The sequence below is a fragment of the Streptomyces sp. NPDC053076 genome (genome assembly GCF_044546845.1).
Lineage (GTDB): Bacteria > Actinomycetota > Actinomycetes > Streptomycetales > Streptomycetaceae > Streptomyces.
In genome coordinates this window covers 267,209-282,469 of record NZ_JBITZL010000009.1, presented here as the reverse complement: position 1 = coordinate 282,469, position 15,261 = coordinate 267,209, and the positions used below count along the sequence as shown (strand labels likewise).

20 protein-coding genes are annotated in these 15,261 nt (G+C 71.8%); 14 read left to right on the top strand and 6 right to left on the bottom strand.

Going from position 1 to position 15,261, the window contains the following annotated elements; genetic code table 11:
- The first annotated feature begins 55 nt into the window (after window positions 1-55).
- Together ACIGYR_RS32180 and ACIGYR_RS32175 are read left to right on the top strand one after the other, a co-directional pair.
- Window positions 56-457 carry a hypothetical protein gene (locus tag ACIGYR_RS32180; RefSeq protein ID WP_399605840.1) on the top strand — a complete coding sequence of 134 codons (402 nt, stop codon included), beginning with the start codon at window positions 56-58 and terminating at the stop codon, window positions 455-457.
- Complete coding sequence (locus ACIGYR_RS32175) at window positions 454-756, top strand: hypothetical protein (RefSeq protein WP_399605843.1); 303 nt, start codon at window positions 454-456, stop codon at window positions 754-756. Before ACIGYR_RS32180 ends, ACIGYR_RS32175 begins: the two co-directional genes overlap by 4 nt.
- A 95-nt stretch (window positions 757-851) precedes the next feature.
- Here the strand turns inward: ACIGYR_RS32175 and ACIGYR_RS32170 are convergent, their stop codons facing one another.
- The 4 genes from ACIGYR_RS32170 to ACIGYR_RS32155 all read right to left on the bottom strand — a co-directional run bounded on the left by ACIGYR_RS32170 (window position 852) and on the right by ACIGYR_RS32155 (window position 3,218).
- Window positions 852-1,139: a DUF1416 domain-containing protein gene (locus ACIGYR_RS32170; RefSeq protein ID WP_004986406.1), complete on the bottom strand. Its 288-nt coding sequence runs from the start codon at window positions 1,137-1,139 to the stop codon at window positions 852-854.
- A 54-nt stretch (window positions 1,140-1,193) separates the two neighbouring features.
- Window positions 1,194-2,039, bottom strand: a complete 846-nt coding sequence (locus ACIGYR_RS32165; RefSeq protein WP_399605845.1) for a sulfurtransferase — start codon at window positions 2,037-2,039, stop codon at window positions 1,194-1,196.
- Between the two features lie 129 nt (window positions 2,040-2,168).
- Window positions 2,169-2,276, bottom strand: a complete 108-nt coding sequence (locus ACIGYR_RS32160) for an Ms5788A family Cys-rich leader peptide (protein ID WP_391846404.1) — start codon at window positions 2,274-2,276, stop codon at window positions 2,169-2,171.
- 204 nt (window positions 2,277-2,480) lie between these two features.
- On the bottom strand, window positions 2,481-3,218 hold the full coding sequence (locus ACIGYR_RS32155; RefSeq protein ID WP_391846406.1) for a DUF2993 domain-containing protein: 738 nt from the start codon (window positions 3,216-3,218) through the stop codon (window positions 2,481-2,483).
- A 131-nt stretch (window positions 3,219-3,349) separates the two neighbouring features.
- On the opposite strand from ACIGYR_RS32155, the gene ACIGYR_RS32150 reads away from it, so the two are divergent.
- Complete coding sequence (locus ACIGYR_RS32150; RefSeq protein ID WP_391846407.1) at window positions 3,350-3,613, top strand: DUF3099 domain-containing protein; 264 nt, start codon at window positions 3,350-3,352, stop codon at window positions 3,611-3,613.
- 112 nt (window positions 3,614-3,725) lie between these two features.
- On the opposite strand, the gene ACIGYR_RS32145 is transcribed toward ACIGYR_RS32150, so the two are convergent.
- Window positions 3,726-4,088, bottom strand: a complete 363-nt coding sequence (locus tag ACIGYR_RS32145) for a DsrE family protein (RefSeq protein ID WP_399605849.1) — start codon at window positions 4,086-4,088, stop codon at window positions 3,726-3,728.
- Window positions 4,089-4,340: 252 nt separating this feature from the next.
- On the opposite strand from ACIGYR_RS32145, the gene ACIGYR_RS32140 reads away from it, so the two are divergent.
- Genes ACIGYR_RS32140 through ACIGYR_RS32130 form a run of 3 tightly spaced genes read left to right on the top strand, consistent with a single transcriptional unit; the run spans window position 4,341 to window position 6,345 of the window.
- Complete coding sequence (locus tag ACIGYR_RS32140; protein ID WP_391846411.1) at window positions 4,341-4,916, top strand: FABP family protein; 576 nt, start codon at window positions 4,341-4,343, stop codon at window positions 4,914-4,916.
- Between the two features lie 16 nt (window positions 4,917-4,932).
- Entirely contained in the window at window positions 4,933-5,370 is a 438-nt protein-coding gene (locus ACIGYR_RS32135) for a Fur family transcriptional regulator (protein WP_399605853.1), read from the top strand.
- A 9-nt stretch (window positions 5,371-5,379) separates the two neighbouring features.
- A complete protein-coding gene (locus ACIGYR_RS32130) occupies window positions 5,380-6,345 on the top strand; it encodes a YgfZ/GcvT domain-containing protein (protein WP_399605855.1) in 966 nt (321 codons plus the stop codon).
- Window positions 6,346-6,454: 109 nt separating this feature from the next.
- Here ACIGYR_RS32130 and dtd read toward each other — a convergent pair whose 3' ends face one another.
- Window positions 6,455-6,880, bottom strand: coding sequence for a D-aminoacyl-tRNA deacylase (gene dtd / locus ACIGYR_RS32125; protein WP_391846417.1), 426 nt, complete (start codon window positions 6,878-6,880; stop codon window positions 6,455-6,457).
- A 159-nt stretch (window positions 6,881-7,039) separates the two neighbouring features.
- Here dtd and ACIGYR_RS32120 point away from each other — a divergent pair, with 159 nt between their 5' ends.
- The 8 genes from ACIGYR_RS32120 to ACIGYR_RS32085 all read left to right on the top strand — a co-directional run bounded on the left by ACIGYR_RS32120 (window position 7,040) and on the right by ACIGYR_RS32085 (window position 15,202).
- The gene (locus ACIGYR_RS32120; RefSeq protein WP_399605857.1) at window positions 7,040-7,642 is read left to right on the top strand and encodes an aerial mycelium formation protein; all 603 of its coding nucleotides are present in this window, start codon (window positions 7,040-7,042) and stop codon (window positions 7,640-7,642) included.
- 384 nt (window positions 7,643-8,026) lie between these two features.
- Window positions 8,027-8,935 (top strand): winged helix-turn-helix domain-containing protein, encoded by a 909-nt coding sequence (locus ACIGYR_RS32115; protein ID WP_399605859.1) that lies wholly within the window; start codon window positions 8,027-8,029, stop codon window positions 8,933-8,935.
- A gap of 55 nt (window positions 8,936-8,990) precedes the next feature.
- The gene (locus tag ACIGYR_RS32110) at window positions 8,991-9,842 is read left to right on the top strand and encodes a winged helix-turn-helix domain-containing protein (protein ID WP_399605860.1); all 852 of its coding nucleotides are present in this window, start codon (window positions 8,991-8,993) and stop codon (window positions 9,840-9,842) included.
- A complete protein-coding gene (locus tag ACIGYR_RS32105) occupies window positions 9,842-10,579 on the top strand; it encodes an HAD family hydrolase (RefSeq protein ID WP_399605863.1) in 738 nt (245 codons plus the stop codon). The genes ACIGYR_RS32110 and ACIGYR_RS32105 overlap by 1 nt, the downstream gene beginning before the upstream one ends.
- A gap of 110 nt (window positions 10,580-10,689) precedes the next feature.
- Window positions 10,690-11,415 (top strand): HAD family hydrolase, encoded by a 726-nt coding sequence (locus ACIGYR_RS32100; RefSeq protein WP_399605866.1) that lies wholly within the window; start codon window positions 10,690-10,692, stop codon window positions 11,413-11,415.
- A 92-nt stretch (window positions 11,416-11,507) separates the two neighbouring features.
- A complete protein-coding gene (locus ACIGYR_RS32095; protein ID WP_399605868.1) occupies window positions 11,508-12,473 on the top strand; it encodes an ATP/GTP-binding protein in 966 nt (321 codons plus the stop codon).
- Window positions 12,474-12,506: 33 nt separating this feature from the next.
- On the top strand, window positions 12,507-13,121 hold the full coding sequence (locus ACIGYR_RS32090; protein ID WP_399605871.1) for a TetR family transcriptional regulator: 615 nt from the start codon (window positions 12,507-12,509) through the stop codon (window positions 13,119-13,121).
- A gap of 50 nt (window positions 13,122-13,171) precedes the next feature.
- A complete protein-coding gene (locus tag ACIGYR_RS32085; protein WP_399605874.1) occupies window positions 13,172-15,202 on the top strand; it encodes a HelD family protein in 2,031 nt (676 codons plus the stop codon).
- Window positions 15,203-15,261 lie beyond the last annotated feature (59 nt).

Here is a 15,261-nt window from a genome sequence, read left to right as displayed (position 1 = left end):
CGTAGCTCCACGTACGCGCTGCGTTCAGGTGTTCATGGAAAGGAGCTGGCCAGTGATGGCAACGACGTCGGAGCCCTACGAGCCCGGACGCCTCCTCTACGACCCCGTCACCGACAAGGTCGGCGAGTACCGGGACCGCGCCGGTCCCTACGTGCTGCTGCGGCCCGTCGGCGGGGGAGTGGAGTGGCAGGCCGATCCGGGGGCGGTGCGGCCGGCCACGGACCGGGAGCGGATCGGCGCGACCGTCCGGGCCGTCAACCACCGGGCCCGGACACTGCCGTCGCTGCCCGCGCCCCTGGACGACGCGAGCAGGCCGCCGCGTCCGGTCCCCGGCTGCGCCTCCTGTCTGGAGCTGGCGGAGCGGCGGGAGGCCTCCCGGGAGGCGCACGACCGCAGCGCCGAGAGTGACGCGAACGTGCTGCTGCGCCAGCACCAGCGCAAGGAGCACCTCGCGTGACGGCCGGGGATCTGCCGTACGAGGCGTGCCGGCGGGCGCAACGGGAGCACACGCGGCCGGGAGGCCGGGCGGATCAGTGGCCCGCCTACGCGCTTCCGCCGTTTCACCCCGGCGCGTACGGCGGGCATGAGGCGCGTGGGACGGCGGGCGCCCGGCCCGTGCCCCGGCGCGGTCCGCGTCCCGTGCGCCGCTCCGGGCGCCGGTGGGACGGGGCGGCCATGAGCGGGATGCTCATCGCCCTCTGTGTCGGCGCGCTGCTCGCGGCGGTCATGCTCGCGAGCGCCCGGGGGCGCTGTTGACGGGCCCGGCGGACAGCCGAAGGGCCGCACCCCCACTGGCGTCCAACCCAGGGGATACGGCCCTTCAGCTCGTCACCGAGCCCTCTTCGGCCCGCTCAGACCGCGATCGCGACCTCGGCGAGCCCGCCCTGCTGGGCGACCACCGTGCGGTCCGCGGTCCCGCCCGGCACCAGGGCGCGGACGGTCCACGTGCCCTCGGCCGCGTAGAAGCGGAACTGGCCGGTCGCGGAGGTGGGGACCTCCGCCGTGAACTCGCCGGTCGAGTCCAGGAGACGGACGTAACCCGTCACCGGCTCGCCGTCGCGGGTCACCTGACCCTGGATCGTGGTCTCACCGGGCTTGATCGTCGAGGCGTCCGGGCCGCCGGCCTTCGCTCCGCACATGCTGTTTCTCCAGAGGGGTCTGACCGGGAGGTCGGTCGGGATGGGTTACGGGACTTACTTGTTGGCGCCGAGCTCGATCGGCACGCCGACGAGGGAGCCGTACTCGGTCCAGGAGCCGTCGTAGTTCTTGACGTTCTCCACGCCCAGCAGCTCGTGCAGCACGAACCAGGTCAGGGCCGAGCGCTCACCGATGCGGCAGTAGGCGATCGTGTCCTTGGCGAGGTCCACGCTCTCCGCGGCGTAGAGCTCCTTCAGCTCGTCGTCCGACTTGAACGTGCCGTCGTCGTTGGCGTTCTTCGACCACGGGATGTTGCGGGCCGACGGGACGTGGCCCGGCCGCTGCGACTGCTCCTGCGGGAGGTGGGCCGGGGCGAGCAGCTTGCCGGAGAACTCGTCGGGGGAGCGCACGTCGACCAGGTTCTGGGAGCCGATCGCGGCCACGACGTCGTCGCGGAAGGCGCGGATCGAGGTGTCCTGCGGCTTGGCCCGGTAGTCCGTCTTCGGGCGCTCCGGCACCTCGTCGCCGGCGACCAGCTCGCGGGCGTCCAGCTCCCACTTCTTGCGGCCACCGTCGAGCAGCTTGACGTTCTCGTGGCCGTAGAGCTTGAAGTACCAGTAGGCGTACGACGCGAACCAGTTGTTGTTGCCGCCGTAGAGGACGACCGTGTGGTCGTTGGCGATGCCCTTCTCCGACAGGAGCTTCTCGAAGCCCTCCTGGTCGATGAAGTCACGGCGGACCGGGTCCTGGAGGTCCTTGGTCCAGTCGATGCGGATCGCGTTCTTGATGTGGTTCTTCTCGTAGGCGGACGTGTCCTCGTCGACCTCGACGATGGCGATGGCCGGGTCGTCCAGGTGCTCCTGCAGCCAGTCGGCATCGACCAGGACGTCGGTGCGGCTCATGCTCTTTCTCCTCCGGGGCAGTTGCGGCGGGGTGTGCGAGTGGAGCGGGTGCGCGCTCGGTTGCCGGGCGGCACACGGGGGCCCTTCCAGCAGGGCAGGGGGTGAGATGCGGAAGTCGGGGACTTTCGCTCAGAAGGGGCGACAGAGCATGGCGGCGACGCGGCACAGGTCGACTGCCCGCCGCTTCGTGAGATTCGCCTGTCCCCGCGGCTGGAGGACGCTCGTCGGATACCGCATGCGGTCGATCGTAGGGATGTCCGGGCGGGCGTGTCACCGGTGTGTCAGATGGCGAGATCCGATCGTCCGCATAGTGGGACGAGAAAAGCGTCCGGAGGGTCCTCGCGGGACCTCCGGACGCTCGGGCGCCTCGGGGCATCTACGGTGCGGACAGGGCCGTCTCGCCAGTCGGACAGCCGGTGTCCTGCGGGCGTTTCCCGGCCCCTACCCCGCCAGCCTGACGCCGGAACCCTTGACGCTGATCTCCACGCCGTCCGGCGCGGCCTGCACCTTGTCCAGCTTGATGCCGCCGGGCAGCTGGTCGACGGCCTGCTGGAAGTCGGTGATCGTGCGGATGCGGTCCTCGGCGATCGCGGCGGCGCCCAGCTGGGGCAGCGAGTCCGCGTGGACCTCGACCTTGTCGTTCACCACGCTCACCGAGCTGAGCACGGACACCGTCCGCTTGATGCCGAGGGACGACACGGTGCCCTCCACGGCCACCTTGATCTTCCCGTTGCCGCCGTCGGAGAGGCCGACGACCTTGGCCGTGACCCCGGGGGCGACCTCGGTCGGCTCGGACTTCGCGGTCTTCAGCAACTCGGCGTAGGAGATCGTCGCGGTTCCGGTCGCGGTGGCCGCGGTGGCGGAGCTGTAGTCGCCGGAGAACTCGACACCCTTCATGTCGGCCTTGAGGTCGTCGACCCGGATGGTCTGGCCCGCCTTGCCGGTGGCCGCGTCGTAGCTCTTGATGCCGACCTCGACGTCGTCCAGGGAGCCGCCGGCGACCTGGGTGAGGAAGGGGAAGCCCTTGATGTCCACGTCCGGGGTCGCGGCCAGGTTCTCGCTCGTCTTCAGCTTGTCCGCGGCCTCGCCCTCCGCGAAGTGCACCGCGACCCGGTCCACGATGACGAACAGCGCGCCCAGGATCACGACGACGATCAGGAGTATTCGCAGGGCTCGCATGTGGTGGTTCCCCCGGGTCGGTGACGGAAGCGGAGTCCGGATACGGATACGCCACGGTAACCCTGCGGCGCCCGGCCGTGCGGGGATTGTGGATCAGTTGTGACAGGGGCCGCCGGACCTACCCTGGAACCATGTACGCCCGGCGACGGCACATCTACTTCGCCATGATGGGGACCTGCATCGGTCTCTTCGTCCTGGCCTGGGCGGTCGTGCGCATCTGGTCCGTCCCGGCCGCCGTGGGCCTGTGCGTCGTGGCCATGCTCATCCCGCCGGTCGCCGCGATGGTCGCCAACCGGCGGGGCCCGGAGGACCGCTGGTGGGACGACCCCTCCGGCGACCCGAAGTCGGACGAGTGGTGGGACGAACTGGACGGCAAGAAACGTCCGAGGCCGTAAGGTTTTCCGGCGGCTCAGGGGCCGTGCGACCGGCCGTTCCGACCTGCCGTTCCCGCCTAGCGTTCCGACCTGCCGTTCCCGCCTACCGTTCCGACCGGCCGTTCCGACCGGCTCAGTAGACGAGCGCCTGCGTCTCGTCCCCCAGTGCCTCCTGGACGAAGACCTGGGCGCCCGCGATCCGTACGCCCTCGATGACGTCCTTCTCGGTGATCTCCCGGCGGGCGGCGCACTGCGTGCACAGCGTGACGCGTCCGGCGGCCAGGATCGAATCGAGCAGGTCCGGCAGCGGCGCGGCGTGCGGCAGCTCGAACTCGGCGGCCCGCCCGGGCAGCGCGAACCACGACGACTCCCCGGTCAGCCACAGCGAGACCTCCACCCCACTGGCCACCGCAACCGCCGCCACCGTGAACGCCTGCGAGCAGCGCTCGGGGGCGTCCGCCCCTGCCGTCACCTTGATCACGAGCTTCTTCGCCATGACCGAAGCGTAATCCGCTTGCAGAGCGAGCTGCTCGTCTGAGCAGACCTCGTCAGGAGGGTCGTGACCCAGCCGCGTAAGCTGGGCTGCGGCTCTGTCGTATGACCACCCTCGCTCAAGGAGCACCCGTGGAGATCTTCTTCGAAACCCTGCTGGTCCTGGTCTGCGTCGGCGTGCTCGCCTTCGCGTTCCTGACCGTGAAGAAGCTGTACCAGGGCCAGCGCTGACCCCCATCCAGGAAAGCTTCCGCTCATGATCGAGATCCCGTCCGACCTGCACAAGGACCTCGTCCCCCTCGCCTTTCTGCTCGGCACATGGGCCGGCGCGGGCGTGCACGACTTCCCCGGCTCGGAGAAGTGCAACTTCGGACAGGAGGTCACCTTCGGCCACGACGGCCGGGACTTCCTGGAGTACCACTCCCGCACCTGGGTGCTGGACAAAGACGGCAACAAGGTCCGCCCACTGGAGACGGAGTCCGGTTTCTGGCGGATCGACGCCGACCGCAAGGTCGAGGTCACGATGACCCGCGACGACGGTGTCATCGAGATCTGGTACGGCGAGATGGCCGACAAGAAGCCGCAGATCGACCTGGTGACGGACGCCGTCGCCCGCACCGCCGCCTCCCAGCCGTACAGCGGCGGCAAGCGGCTGTACGGGTACGTGAAGAGCGACCTGATGTGGGTCGGCGAGAAGCAGACCCCCGAGGTCCCGCTGCGCCCCTACATGTCGGCCCAGCTGAAGAAGGTCGTCACCCCGGAGGACGTCGAGCGCTGGGCCAAGGCCCTGCCGGACGATATGCCGGACGACGGCATCGCCTTCTTCAAGTAGTCCTAGACTCGGCGGTGTGGTGACCACCGATTGGAAGAGCGACCTCAGGCAGCGCGGCTACCGGCTGACGCCGCAGCGACAGCTTGTCCTCGAAGCCGTCGACACCCTTGAACACGCGACCCCCGACGACATCCTCGTGGAAGTGAGGAAGACGGCGTCGGGGGTCAACATTTCCACCGTCTACCGGACGCTGGAGCTGCTGGAGGAGCTGGGCCTGGTCAGCCACGCCCACCTCGGGCACGGTGCGCCCACCTATCACCTCGCCGACCGTCACCACCACCTGCACCTGGTCTGCCGGGACTGCGAGGACGTCATCGAGGCGGACGTGGAGGTGGCCGCGGAGTTCACGGCCAAGCTGCGGGAGCAGTTCGGGTTCGACACGGACATGAAGCACTTCGCGATCTTCGGCCGGTGCCAGGACTGCTCCCGGAAGGGTTCAAGTACCACGTCGTAGGCTTGCCATATGAAGAGCCCCCTGCTGTCCCTGCCCGGCGCCGTCCCCGCCGAGGGCGTGGACGAAGGTGTCGCCGCCCATTACGGCGACTTGTTCCGTGAGCAGCGCGCACTCGCCGACGGCAACGGTTTCGTCGACCTCTCGCACCGCGGTGTCGTCACCGTCACCGGCGAGGACCGGCTGAGCTGGCTGCACCTGCTGCTCACCCAGCACGTCAGCGAACTGCCCGTGGGAGAGGCCGCCGAGGCCCTGATCCTCTCCGCGCACGGGCACATCGAGCACGCGCTGTATCTCGTGGACGACGGTACGACCGTATGGGCGCACGTGGAGCCCGACACCCAGGACGCACTGATCGCGTACCTGGAGTCGATGAAGTTCTTCTACCGGGTGGAGGTGGCCGACCGGACCGCCGAGTACGCGGTCGTCCAGCTGCCCGCCGGGTCCATCGCCGAGGTGCCGGAGGGCGTCGTCGTACGCGAGACGGCGTACGGCCGGGACCTGTTCCTGCCGCGCGCCGGCCTGGAGTCCTTCGCCGCGAGCCACGGTCCCGCGGCCGGGCTCCTCGCGCACGAGGCACTGCGGGTGGAGCACCACCGCCCCCGCCTCGGCTTCGAGACCGACCACCGCACCATCCCGCACGAGCTGGGCTGGATCGGCACGGCGGTGCACCTCCAGAAGGGCTGCTACCGGGGTCAGGAGACGGTCGCCCGGGTGCAGAACCTGGGCAAGCCGCCGCGCCGGCTGGTCTTCCTGCACCTGGACGGCAGCGACGTCCATCTGCCGGTGGCCGGTACCGGGATCCGGCTCGCGGACGAGGGCCCGGAAGGCCGCAAGATCGGCTTCGTGACGACGTCGGTACGGCACCACGAGCTGGGCCCGGTGGCGCTGGCGCTGATCAAGCGGAACGTGCCGGTCGACGCCAGGCTCCTGGCCGGCGAGACGGCAGCCGCGCAGGAGGTCGTGGTCGAGCCGTAGCGCTGCGCCGCGCGGGCCGTCCCGCGGCGCCGTCGCGGTCCGGCGGGTCGCCCGGCCGGCGGGTCCGTCATGGCCGGCCGCGCGGTTCCTGAGTGGCCCCTGGGGGCGCTCAGATCTCCAGCAGCACGGTGAACGGGCCGTCGTTTGTCAGGGACACCCTCATCTGCGCGCCGAACCGGCCCGTCGCCACTGTCGCGCCCAGGGCGCGCAGCTGGGCCACCACCTCGTCGACCAGCGGCTCGGCGATGTCCGCGGGGGCCGCCGCGTTCCAGGTCGGACGGCGGCCCTTGCGGGCGTCGCCGTAGAGGGTGAACTGGCTGATCACCAGCAGCGGGGCGGCGATGTCACTGCACGACCTCTCGTCGTGCAGCATGCGGACCGACCACAGCTTGCGGGCCAGCTGGGCCGCCTTCTCCTTGGTGTCCTCATGGGTCACACCGACGAGGACGCACAGCCCCTCGCCCTCGATCGCGCCCACCGTCTCGCCGTCCACGACGACGCTCGCGCCGTCCACCCTCTGCACCACCGCACGCATGCGGACCATCATGCCCGGTGCTCGGCGCCCGTCCGCAGGGGGCCCAATATGGCTCCGTTACCCCCCATCTAGGGCCGTTCGGGGGGACTCGGTCACATTGCGGCCAGTTGGGGTGGCACCATGCTTCCACACGCCGGTCGAGGGGACGGTCACAAGCAGATGAGCACACCGAGTACCAGCGGGCGGCCGGGAACGCAGGGGACGCACCGGCCGCCCGCGCAGCGCGCCGACGGCCCCGCGGGCGCGGCGCTGCGGGCCGAGCCGCCCGAGCACGACCTGGCCCGGCTGAGCCTGCCCGAGCTGCGCGCCCTGCGCCGGGACGCCCAGCGTGACGAGGCGGACCTCAGTTATGTGCGGCGCCTGTTGCAGGGGCGGATCGACATCCTGCGCGCGGAGTTGGGCCGGCGCGGCCGGACGTCCCTGCCGGCGCCGGCCGACGGCTCGGTGGTCGACCGGCTCCCGGAGATCCTCCAGGACGCCCCGGCCAGACAGCGCTCCTCGGCCCGCCATGTCACGCTGGGCACCCCGCACAACGAGGAGTACCGGCGGCTGGCCGCCGAGATGCTCGGCGAGGTCGAGCTGTCCGACCTGACGGCGCGCACCGATCCCGAACTGACCGCCGGGATGGGGAGACTGGTGTGTTACGAGCAGGAGGTCTCGCGGTGCCGGCAGCGGTTGCAGCGTACGGCCGACGACTGCAGCGGGGAGATCGCGCGGCGGTACCGGGTCGGCGAGGCACAGGTGGACGACCTGCTGACGTGACGTGACGCGACCGGCCGCGGACGGGGCGAGCGTGGGCGCACGAGAGGGCGCCGCCTCCGAGGAGGCCGACGCCCCGGTGTGCCCGTCCGGGCGGCTGTGCTGCCCGGACCCTCGCCGCAGCTCTCCCTTCCGGCGACACTGACGGTGTATCCGTAGCGAGCTGTTCAGTTGTGGCTGTGCGATGGTGCCCGTCTTCAGTTGTGGCTGTGCCGTGCCGGGCGTCCGGCTCCCCTCCGGAGAGGACCCCCGGCCAACCGTCGCTGACTCCGACCACGTCGGAGGACTTGGTCACCAAGTTAGGCAACACGGCGCCCGGTTGGAAGTGTCCGGTAACCATCTGACGCACAACTATAGGAACCTGGCGAAAAGTTGTACGGTTCGCTCGTGGACCCGAAGCACGTCTTGGCCAGTGGACGTACGAGGTCGCAGCGGCCCCGCTCGTCCCACCGCGAGATAGCCGACGAACTGCGCAGCCGGATCAGGTCCGGGGTGCTGCGGCCGGGTGCGCGCATGCCCACGCAGGCCGCGCTGGCCGACGAGTTCGGTGTCGAGCGGGGCGCCGTGCGGCAGGCGTTGCGCATCCTCCAGTCGGAGCACCTGCTCACCAACGTCTCCAAGGGCAGTCCCGCCACCGTGGCGGCGGCGCCGGGGCCGACGCGCCCCCGGGCCGGTCCCGCGGCGCCGCCGGAGCCCACCATGGTGGGTCTCGCCCCGCGCATCGCCGCCGCCTTCGCCGCCCCGCACGTGCGGATCGACGCGCTCTGTCTGACCTCGGTCTCCCTCACGCTGGCGATCGGCGAGCCGCTGCGGCGGATTCACGCGGGGCAGTTGCAGCCGGCCCGGATCGACGTCCGGTTGCTGCTGCCGAGCCGGGACATCGACCTCGCCTTCCCGGCGCCGGTGGACGCCGACGACGGCGGCCTGCTGCACCGGCGCTGGCTGGCCCAGCGCAACGCCCAGGGCATGGTGCTGCGACAGAACCTGCTGGCGTTGCGCGGCTCGCACGACATCGACGTACGGGTCTGCTTCCGGGCCCTGCCGTTCACCCCGCCGGTGAAGCTGTACCTGCTCAACGGCGCGGAGGCGCTGTTCGCGTACTACACGCTGGGGCGCAGCGAGCGGGAGATCGAACACGAGCACGTGGAGCTGTACGACGCCGACGGCACCCGGTCCATGCTGTTCGCCTTCGAGCAGCCCGCCGGGCAGCGGGACGTGGCGTTCGTGGAGCAGTCGCAGAAGTGGTTCGACGCGCTGTGGCAGACGATCAGCTCGGATCTGGTATTCACTCCGTGACCGCCCGCACGGCGCGGAGTCGTGGTTTGTCCACCTGACCCAGGAGCGTGCGGCAGTGACGGACAGCAGAAGGCTCACCCCCCAGGAGATCACCGGCACCCTGCGGGAACGCATCCGCACCGGTGAACTGAAGGCGGGCGAGCGCCTGCCGACCCAGGCCGAGCTGGCCGAGGAGTTCGGCGTGGAGCGCGGTGCCGTACGGCAGGCGCTGCGGACGCTGCGAGAGGACGGCCTGCTCAGCGTCGTCAGCAAGGGCAGCCCACCGCGGGTCGCCGCGCCGGCTCCCGCGCACGAGGAGCCGCAGCCGACCATGGTGGCCCTCGCCCCCCGGCTGGCCGAGGCGTTCTCCGCGCCCCACGTGCGCATCGACGCCCTCTGCCTGACCGCGCAGAGCCTGCTCCCCGCCCTCGGCGAGCCGCTGCGCCTGATCCACGAGGGGCGCCTCCGCCCCGAGCGGGTCGACGTCCGGATCCTGCTCCCGTCCCGGGACATCGACCTCGCCTTCCCGGTCCCGGTCGACGCCGGCCCCGGCGGCGATGCCGTCCACCAGCGCTGGCTGCAGATGCGCAACGCCCAGGGCCAGGTGCTCCAGTACAACATCCAGGCCCTGCGCAGCACCCACGACATCGACACGCACGTCTGCTTCCGGGCCCTGCCGTTCACCCCGCCGGTGAAGCTGTACCTGCTCAACGGCACGGAGGCGCTGTACGCGTACTACCTGGTCACGCGCCGCGAGGAGGCCACCGAGTGCGGAACGCTGGAGATGTACGACACGCTCGGCTCCACATCCCTCCTCTTCTCCTTCGACCAGCGGACCGGGCAGCGGGACGCGGCGTTCGTGGAGCAGTCGCAGAAGTGGTTCGACGCCCTCTGGGAAACCATCACCACGGACCTGACACTTTCCTAGTGACGTCAGACGCGCCTTCCGCCGCGAGAGAGATCGAGCAACTCCGGGAACTGGTCGCCCCCGCCCGGGTCGTGCTGTGGGACTTCGACGGGCCGATCTGCCGCCTCTTCGCCGCGCACAGGGCCGAACAGGTGGCCGTCGACCTCGTGGAATGGCTGGAGCGGCAGGGACCGCGCGGGCTGCTCACCGAGTCCGAACGCGAGACGCCGGACCCACAGGTCGTCCTGCGCGCCCTGGCACGCCGGCAGCCGGGCGGCGGCCTCGTCGCCGCTCTGGAGGAACGGCTCACCCGGGAGGAGCTGCGGGCCGTCGCCTGCGCGCTGCCGACCCCCTACGCCGACCCGCTGATCCGCACCTGGACGGCCGTCGGTGTCCGGCTGGCCGTCACGACCAACAACTCGCCCTGCGCCGTCCGCGCCTATCTGGAGTCCCGGGGCCTCGTCGGCTGCTTCGCCCCTCATCTGTACGGCCGCACGCGGCACCTGGACCACCTCAAGCCGCACCCGCACTGCCTGCACCGCGCCCTGAACGCGATGGGCGCCGCCCCCGCCACGGCCCTGATGCTCGGCGACGCCCCCTCGGACCTGGCCGCCGCCCGCGCGGCCGGAGTGCCGTTCCTGGGGTACGCGCGTCATGAAGGCAAGGCGAGAGCGCTGCGCGCGGCGGGCGCTGGGCACGTCGTACGGTCGCTGGAGCCGTTGCTGCACGTTCTCCGCGGTGACCGGCCCGTACGGTAGGCCGTACGCGGCCGGCCGGGTGTGTCGGGGCTTGCCCCCGGCACCGCGGACGCCGAGGCTGTTCGGGGTCCCCGGCGCGGGCGACCCGTCCGAGGAGTGGATGGAACGGCATGGCTGGTGCGTACGACGACGTCAGGGAGGCGTGGGAACTCCTGAGCGCCGGGTCCGGCCCGGGTTGTGTGCTCTTCGACTTCGACGGGCCGCTGTGCCGGTTGTTCCCGTACGACCGCTCCATGCCGCTGGCGAAGGCCCTGCGGAGCACCGTCGAGGCCGCCGGCCTGCTGGACGTCCTCTCCGCGGACGAACTCACCGACAAGGACCCGCACGTGGTGCTGCGCGCCGTCCACCGCGCGCGGCGGGACCGGGACCTGGGCGACCTGGTGGCGCGGCTGGACCGGCAGGTCGGCGAGGGCGAGCGGATCGCGGCCCGGAGCGCGTTGCCCACCCCCGGCGCGGACGGGCTCGTCGCACGGCTGGCCGAGCGCGGCATCCGGCTGGCCGTGGTCACCAACAACGCCGCGGTCGCGGCCGACGACTACCTGCGCGCCAGGAACCTGCGGACGAGTTTCGCGGCCGTCCACGGCCGCGCCGCCGACCCCGACCTGATGAAGCCGCACCCGGACGTCCTGCACCGCGCCCTGCGGGGCCTGGGCCTGCCGCCGGAGGAGGCGGTGATGATCGGGGACACCCCGACGGACTTCGTGGCGGCGGAGCAGGCGGGTGTCCGGTTCATCGGCATCGGGCGCAATGCCCTCAAGCGGCGGCGGATGCGCGACGGCGGGGCGAAAGTGGTGCTGGGGTCGTACCAGCCGCTGCTGGAACTGATCTCGCGCTGAGCGGGGTCCGGTGCGCCCCTCTTCCTGAGCGGACCTGCGAGCGGGCACCATGAACGGTACGGTTGCAACGCGCCTGCCGGCGGGGGGATTTGGTGGCGGAGAGAACTCTGCGGAACAGGGTGGCGGCCGGCTGGGCGCGGGCCGAGGGCACGGTGTCGAAGATCGTGCTGCTGGCCGTGTTCGGCGTGAACCTGATCGCTCAGTTCGTGAAGCCGGTGGGCGACGCGCTCCAGGACAACGTCTACATCGGTGGGGCGCTGCTCAGCCTGGTGGGTTTCCTGCTGTACAGCGAGGTGCAGCGGCTGAACGCGGCGCATGAGACCCAGCGGGAGACCACGGAGAGCCTGCGGGACTCCCTCCGGGCCCTGACCGAGCAGCTCTCCCGGCTCGGTGACGCCCAGAGCGCGGTGGCCGGGGTGCCGATCCTGCAGAGCCAGGTGCTGGAGGAGTTCCACAGCGCGCTCCAGGACAAGGAGAAGGTCAAGTTCCGCATCATGTGTTTCACCGGGGAGACCGTCGTCACCAGCCTCAAGGAGTCCCTCCAGGCCCTGCCCGCCAACGAGCGGCGCGAGGTGACCGTGCGGTTCCTCGTCCCCGACTTCCTCCAGCGGATGGACGTGCCCGGTCAGGTGGTCGACGGTCACGCCTGCGACTCGCCCGCTTTCCGCGCCAGTCTGGACGATCAGGTCCGCCGCTACGAGAGGGACCTGAAGCAGGCGCGGTTCCGGATGCGCGACCGCCGGCAGGGGACCCTGGCGGTCGAGTTCCGGGTACTGCACTTCACGCCGGGGGAGAAGCTGTATCTGATCGACGACAGCTTCATGAGCCGGGGCTCCTACGACAAGGTCGTGCTGTGGCCCGACGGCAACGGCACGACCGTGGTCGACCTCATCGGCAACGAGGTGATGCTCACCTGCTGGCGCTGGGGCGACGGGCGGCGGGCGCGGGACACCATCAGCCGCAAGCGGGAGTTCTTCGACCTTCTGTGGAGCACGGCCCGGTCACTGACGGAATCCGCGCCGCTCCCCGCACCCCGCACCGGCCGGACCGGCGACTGACCCGGTTCTCTCCCGGCTGCGTAGGCTCCCCCCATGGGTGAGATGGGCCTGCGCGAGCGCAAGAAGCGGCAGATGTACCAGGACGTGTCGGACATCGCCGTACGGCTGTTCCTGGAGCGGGGCTTCGACGCGGTGTCCGTGGCGGAGATCGCCGCCGCGGCCGGGATCTCCAAGCCGACCCTGTTCCGGTACTTCCCGGCCAAGGAGGACCTGGTCCTGCACCGGATCGCCGACCACGAGACGGAGGCCGCGCGGGTGGTCGCCCAAGTGGCCGACCCGGTGGACGCGCTGCGCCGGAACTTCCTGGCCGGCCTGGAGCGGCGCGATCCGGTCACCGGGCTGAACGACCACCCGCAGGTGCTGGCCTTCCACACCCTGCTCTACGGCACCCCGTCCCTGGTGGCGCGGGCGTACGCCCATCAGGAGCGGTCGGAGGCGGCGCTCGCCGGGGCGCTCGGGGGCGGGCTGGACGCGCGGCTGGCCGCCGGGCAGATCATCGCCGTCCAGCGCATCCTCGCCCAGGAGAACTGGCGGCGGATCGCGGCGGGGGAGCCGGTCGAGGAGGTGGCGCCGGACGCGGTGCGGGACGCCGAGCGGGCGTTCCGGCGGCTGGCGGAGGGGCTTCCGGGACTGAGGCCGACGGTATGAGACTCGGTTAAAAATGTAACTCGGTAACGTTTCGCCGGTAAGCTGGCGCCATGACGTCACTCGAGCCCGCCCTCACGGACACCCTGCACACCGAGCGCGCCTACCACGACACCTGCCGTACGGCCCTCACCGCGATGGTCGAGGGAGCCGCCGAACAGGTCGTCGTCGGCGAGGACGTCTCCGCCTCCGGAGCCGACGCCGAAGTCCTCGGCCACCGCCTGCGCAGCCAGGCCAAGGCCATGCGCGAACTCCCCGCCGGGCCGCTGTTCTTCGGCCGCCTGGACTTCGCCGGCGGCGACCCCGAGCACGGCGGGCAGAGCTACCACGTGGGCCGGCTCAGGATCACCGAGGACCCCACCGCCCCGCCCCTGGTGGTCGACTGGCGGGCCCCGGTCTCCCGTGCCTTCTACCAGGCGAGCGCCCGCGACCCCCGGGGCGTCGAGGTGCGGCGCCGGTTCGGCTGGGCACCGGGCAGCCGCGGCGAGTCCGCCGACCTCACCGGGCTGGAGGACGAGCACCTGGGCCGGGGCGAGTCACGGACCAGCGACATCGTGGCCCGCGAGATCGAGCGGCCCCGCGTCGGGCCCATGCGGGACATCGCCGCCACCATCCAGCCCGAGCAGGACGACCTCGTACGCGCCGCCCTCGGCGCATCGGTGTGCGTCCAGGGCGCGCCCGGCACCGGCAAGACCGCCGTCGGCCTGCACCGCGCCGCCTACCTCCTGTACACCCACCCCAAGCGGCTCCAGCGCACCGGACTGCTCATCCTCGGCCCCAACCGCACCTTCCTCCACTACATCGCCGAGGTGCTGCCCGCACTCGGCGAGACCGGCGTACGCCAGTCGACCCTGCTGGACGAGATCGCCCGGCACCCGGCGACCGGCTCCGACCCCGTCGCCACGGCCACCGTCAAACACGATCCGCGCATGGCCGAGGTGCTGCGCCGGGCGCTGTACGCGCGCGTGACCACCGACGGCGTGACCGACCTCGCCGTACCGGACGGCTCCTACCGGTGGCGGGTGCCCGCCGGTGAACTGGCGGCGATCGTCGCGGAGGTCCGCGCCGAGGAACCGCCGTACGCCGTCGGCCGCGAGCGGGTGCGCACCCGGGTGGTACGGCGGCTGCGCGAGCGGGCCGAACGGCGCTCCGGGACGCTGCCCGCCTCCTGGGTGCGCCGCATCGAACGGGCCCGGCCGCTCACCGCCCAGCTCGACGCGGTCTGGCCGAAGGCCCGCCCCGAGGAGGTCCTCGCCGAACTCCTCACCAACGGCGCGGTGCTGGCCCGGGCCGCCGACGGCCTGCTGGACCCCGAGGAGCAGGCGGCGCTGCGCCGGCCGCGCCCGCCGCGCTCGGACAAGTCGGCCCGCTGGTCGGCGGCCGACCTGGTCCTGCTCGACGAACTCGCCGGGCTGATCGAACACCCCGAGGGCCACGGTCACATCGTCGTGGACGAGGCGCAGGACCTGTCACCGATGGAGTGCCGGGCCATCGCCCGCCGGGCGGTCTTCGGCTCGCTGACCGTCCTCGGCGACCTCGCCCAGGGCACCACCCCGTGGGCCGCCCGGGACTGGTCCGTACAGCTGCGCCACCTCGGCCGGCCGGACGCGGCGGTGGTGCCGCTGACCACCGGGTTCCGGGTACCGGCGGCCGTCGTGGAGCTGGCCAACCGGCTGCTCCCCCGCCTCGGCGTCGCCGTACCCGCCGCCACCTCCCTGCGCACGGACGGGGAGCTGACCCTCCGGCCCGCCGAGGACGTGCTCGGCACCACCGTCGTCGCCGTACGCGCCGCCCTCGCCCGGGAGGGCTCCGTCGGGGTGGTCACGGCGGACGCGGACACGGACCGGGTCCGGGCGGCCCTCACCGGGGCCGGCCTCGACCCGGCCGGACCGGACACGCTCGGCGCCCGGCTGACCGTCGTACCCGCGAGCATGGTCAAGGGCCTGGAGTACGACCATGTCGTCGCCGTGGAACCGGCCGCCGTCGTGGAGGCGGAGGAGCGGGGCGCGCACCGGCTGTACGTCGTGCTGACGCGGGCGGTCTCCCGGCTGGACGTCGTCCATGCCCGACCGCTGCCGTTCTGACGGCTGCGGCATGCGGCCGGCGGAGCCGTGCAGCCGACGGCGCCGCGAAACCCCGCCCG

Coding starts and splice junctions, on each gene's coding strand:
- ACIGYR_RS32180 (WP_399605840.1), top strand. CDS start 56: ATGGCAACGACGTCGGAGCCCTACGAGCCCGGACGCCTCCTCTACGAC.
- ACIGYR_RS32170 (WP_004986406.1), bottom strand. CDS start 1,139: ATGTGCGGAGCGAAGGCCGGCGGCCCGGACGCCTCGACGATCAAGCCC.
- ACIGYR_RS32165 (WP_399605845.1), bottom strand. CDS start 2,039: ATGAGCCGCACCGACGTCCTGGTCGATGCCGACTGGCTGCAGGAGCAC.
- ACIGYR_RS32160 (WP_391846404.1), bottom strand. CDS start 2,276: ATGCGGTATCCGACGAGCGTCCTCCAGCCGCGGGGACAGGCGAATCTC.
- ACIGYR_RS32155 (WP_391846406.1), bottom strand. CDS start 3,218: ATGCGAGCCCTGCGAATACTCCTGATCGTCGTCGTGATCCTGGGCGCG.
- ACIGYR_RS32150 (WP_391846407.1), top strand. CDS start 3,350: ATGTACGCCCGGCGACGGCACATCTACTTCGCCATGATGGGGACCTGC.
- ACIGYR_RS32145 (WP_399605849.1), bottom strand. CDS start 4,088: ATGGCGAAGAAGCTCGTGATCAAGGTGACGGCAGGGGCGGACGCCCCC.
- ACIGYR_RS32140 (WP_391846411.1), top strand. CDS start 4,341: ATGATCGAGATCCCGTCCGACCTGCACAAGGACCTCGTCCCCCTCGCC.
- ACIGYR_RS32130 (WP_399605855.1), top strand. CDS start 5,380: ATGAAGAGCCCCCTGCTGTCCCTGCCCGGCGCCGTCCCCGCCGAGGGC.
- dtd (WP_391846417.1), bottom strand. CDS start 6,880: ATGCGTGCGGTGGTGCAGAGGGTGGACGGCGCGAGCGTCGTCGTGGAC.
- ACIGYR_RS32120 (WP_399605857.1), top strand. CDS start 7,040: ATGAGCACACCGAGTACCAGCGGGCGGCCGGGAACGCAGGGGACGCAC.
- ACIGYR_RS32100 (WP_399605866.1), top strand. CDS start 10,690: ATGGCTGGTGCGTACGACGACGTCAGGGAGGCGTGGGAACTCCTGAGC.
- ACIGYR_RS32090 (WP_399605871.1), top strand. CDS start 12,507: ATGGGTGAGATGGGCCTGCGCGAGCGCAAGAAGCGGCAGATGTACCAG.
- ACIGYR_RS32085 (WP_399605874.1), top strand. CDS start 13,172: ATGACGTCACTCGAGCCCGCCCTCACGGACACCCTGCACACCGAGCGC.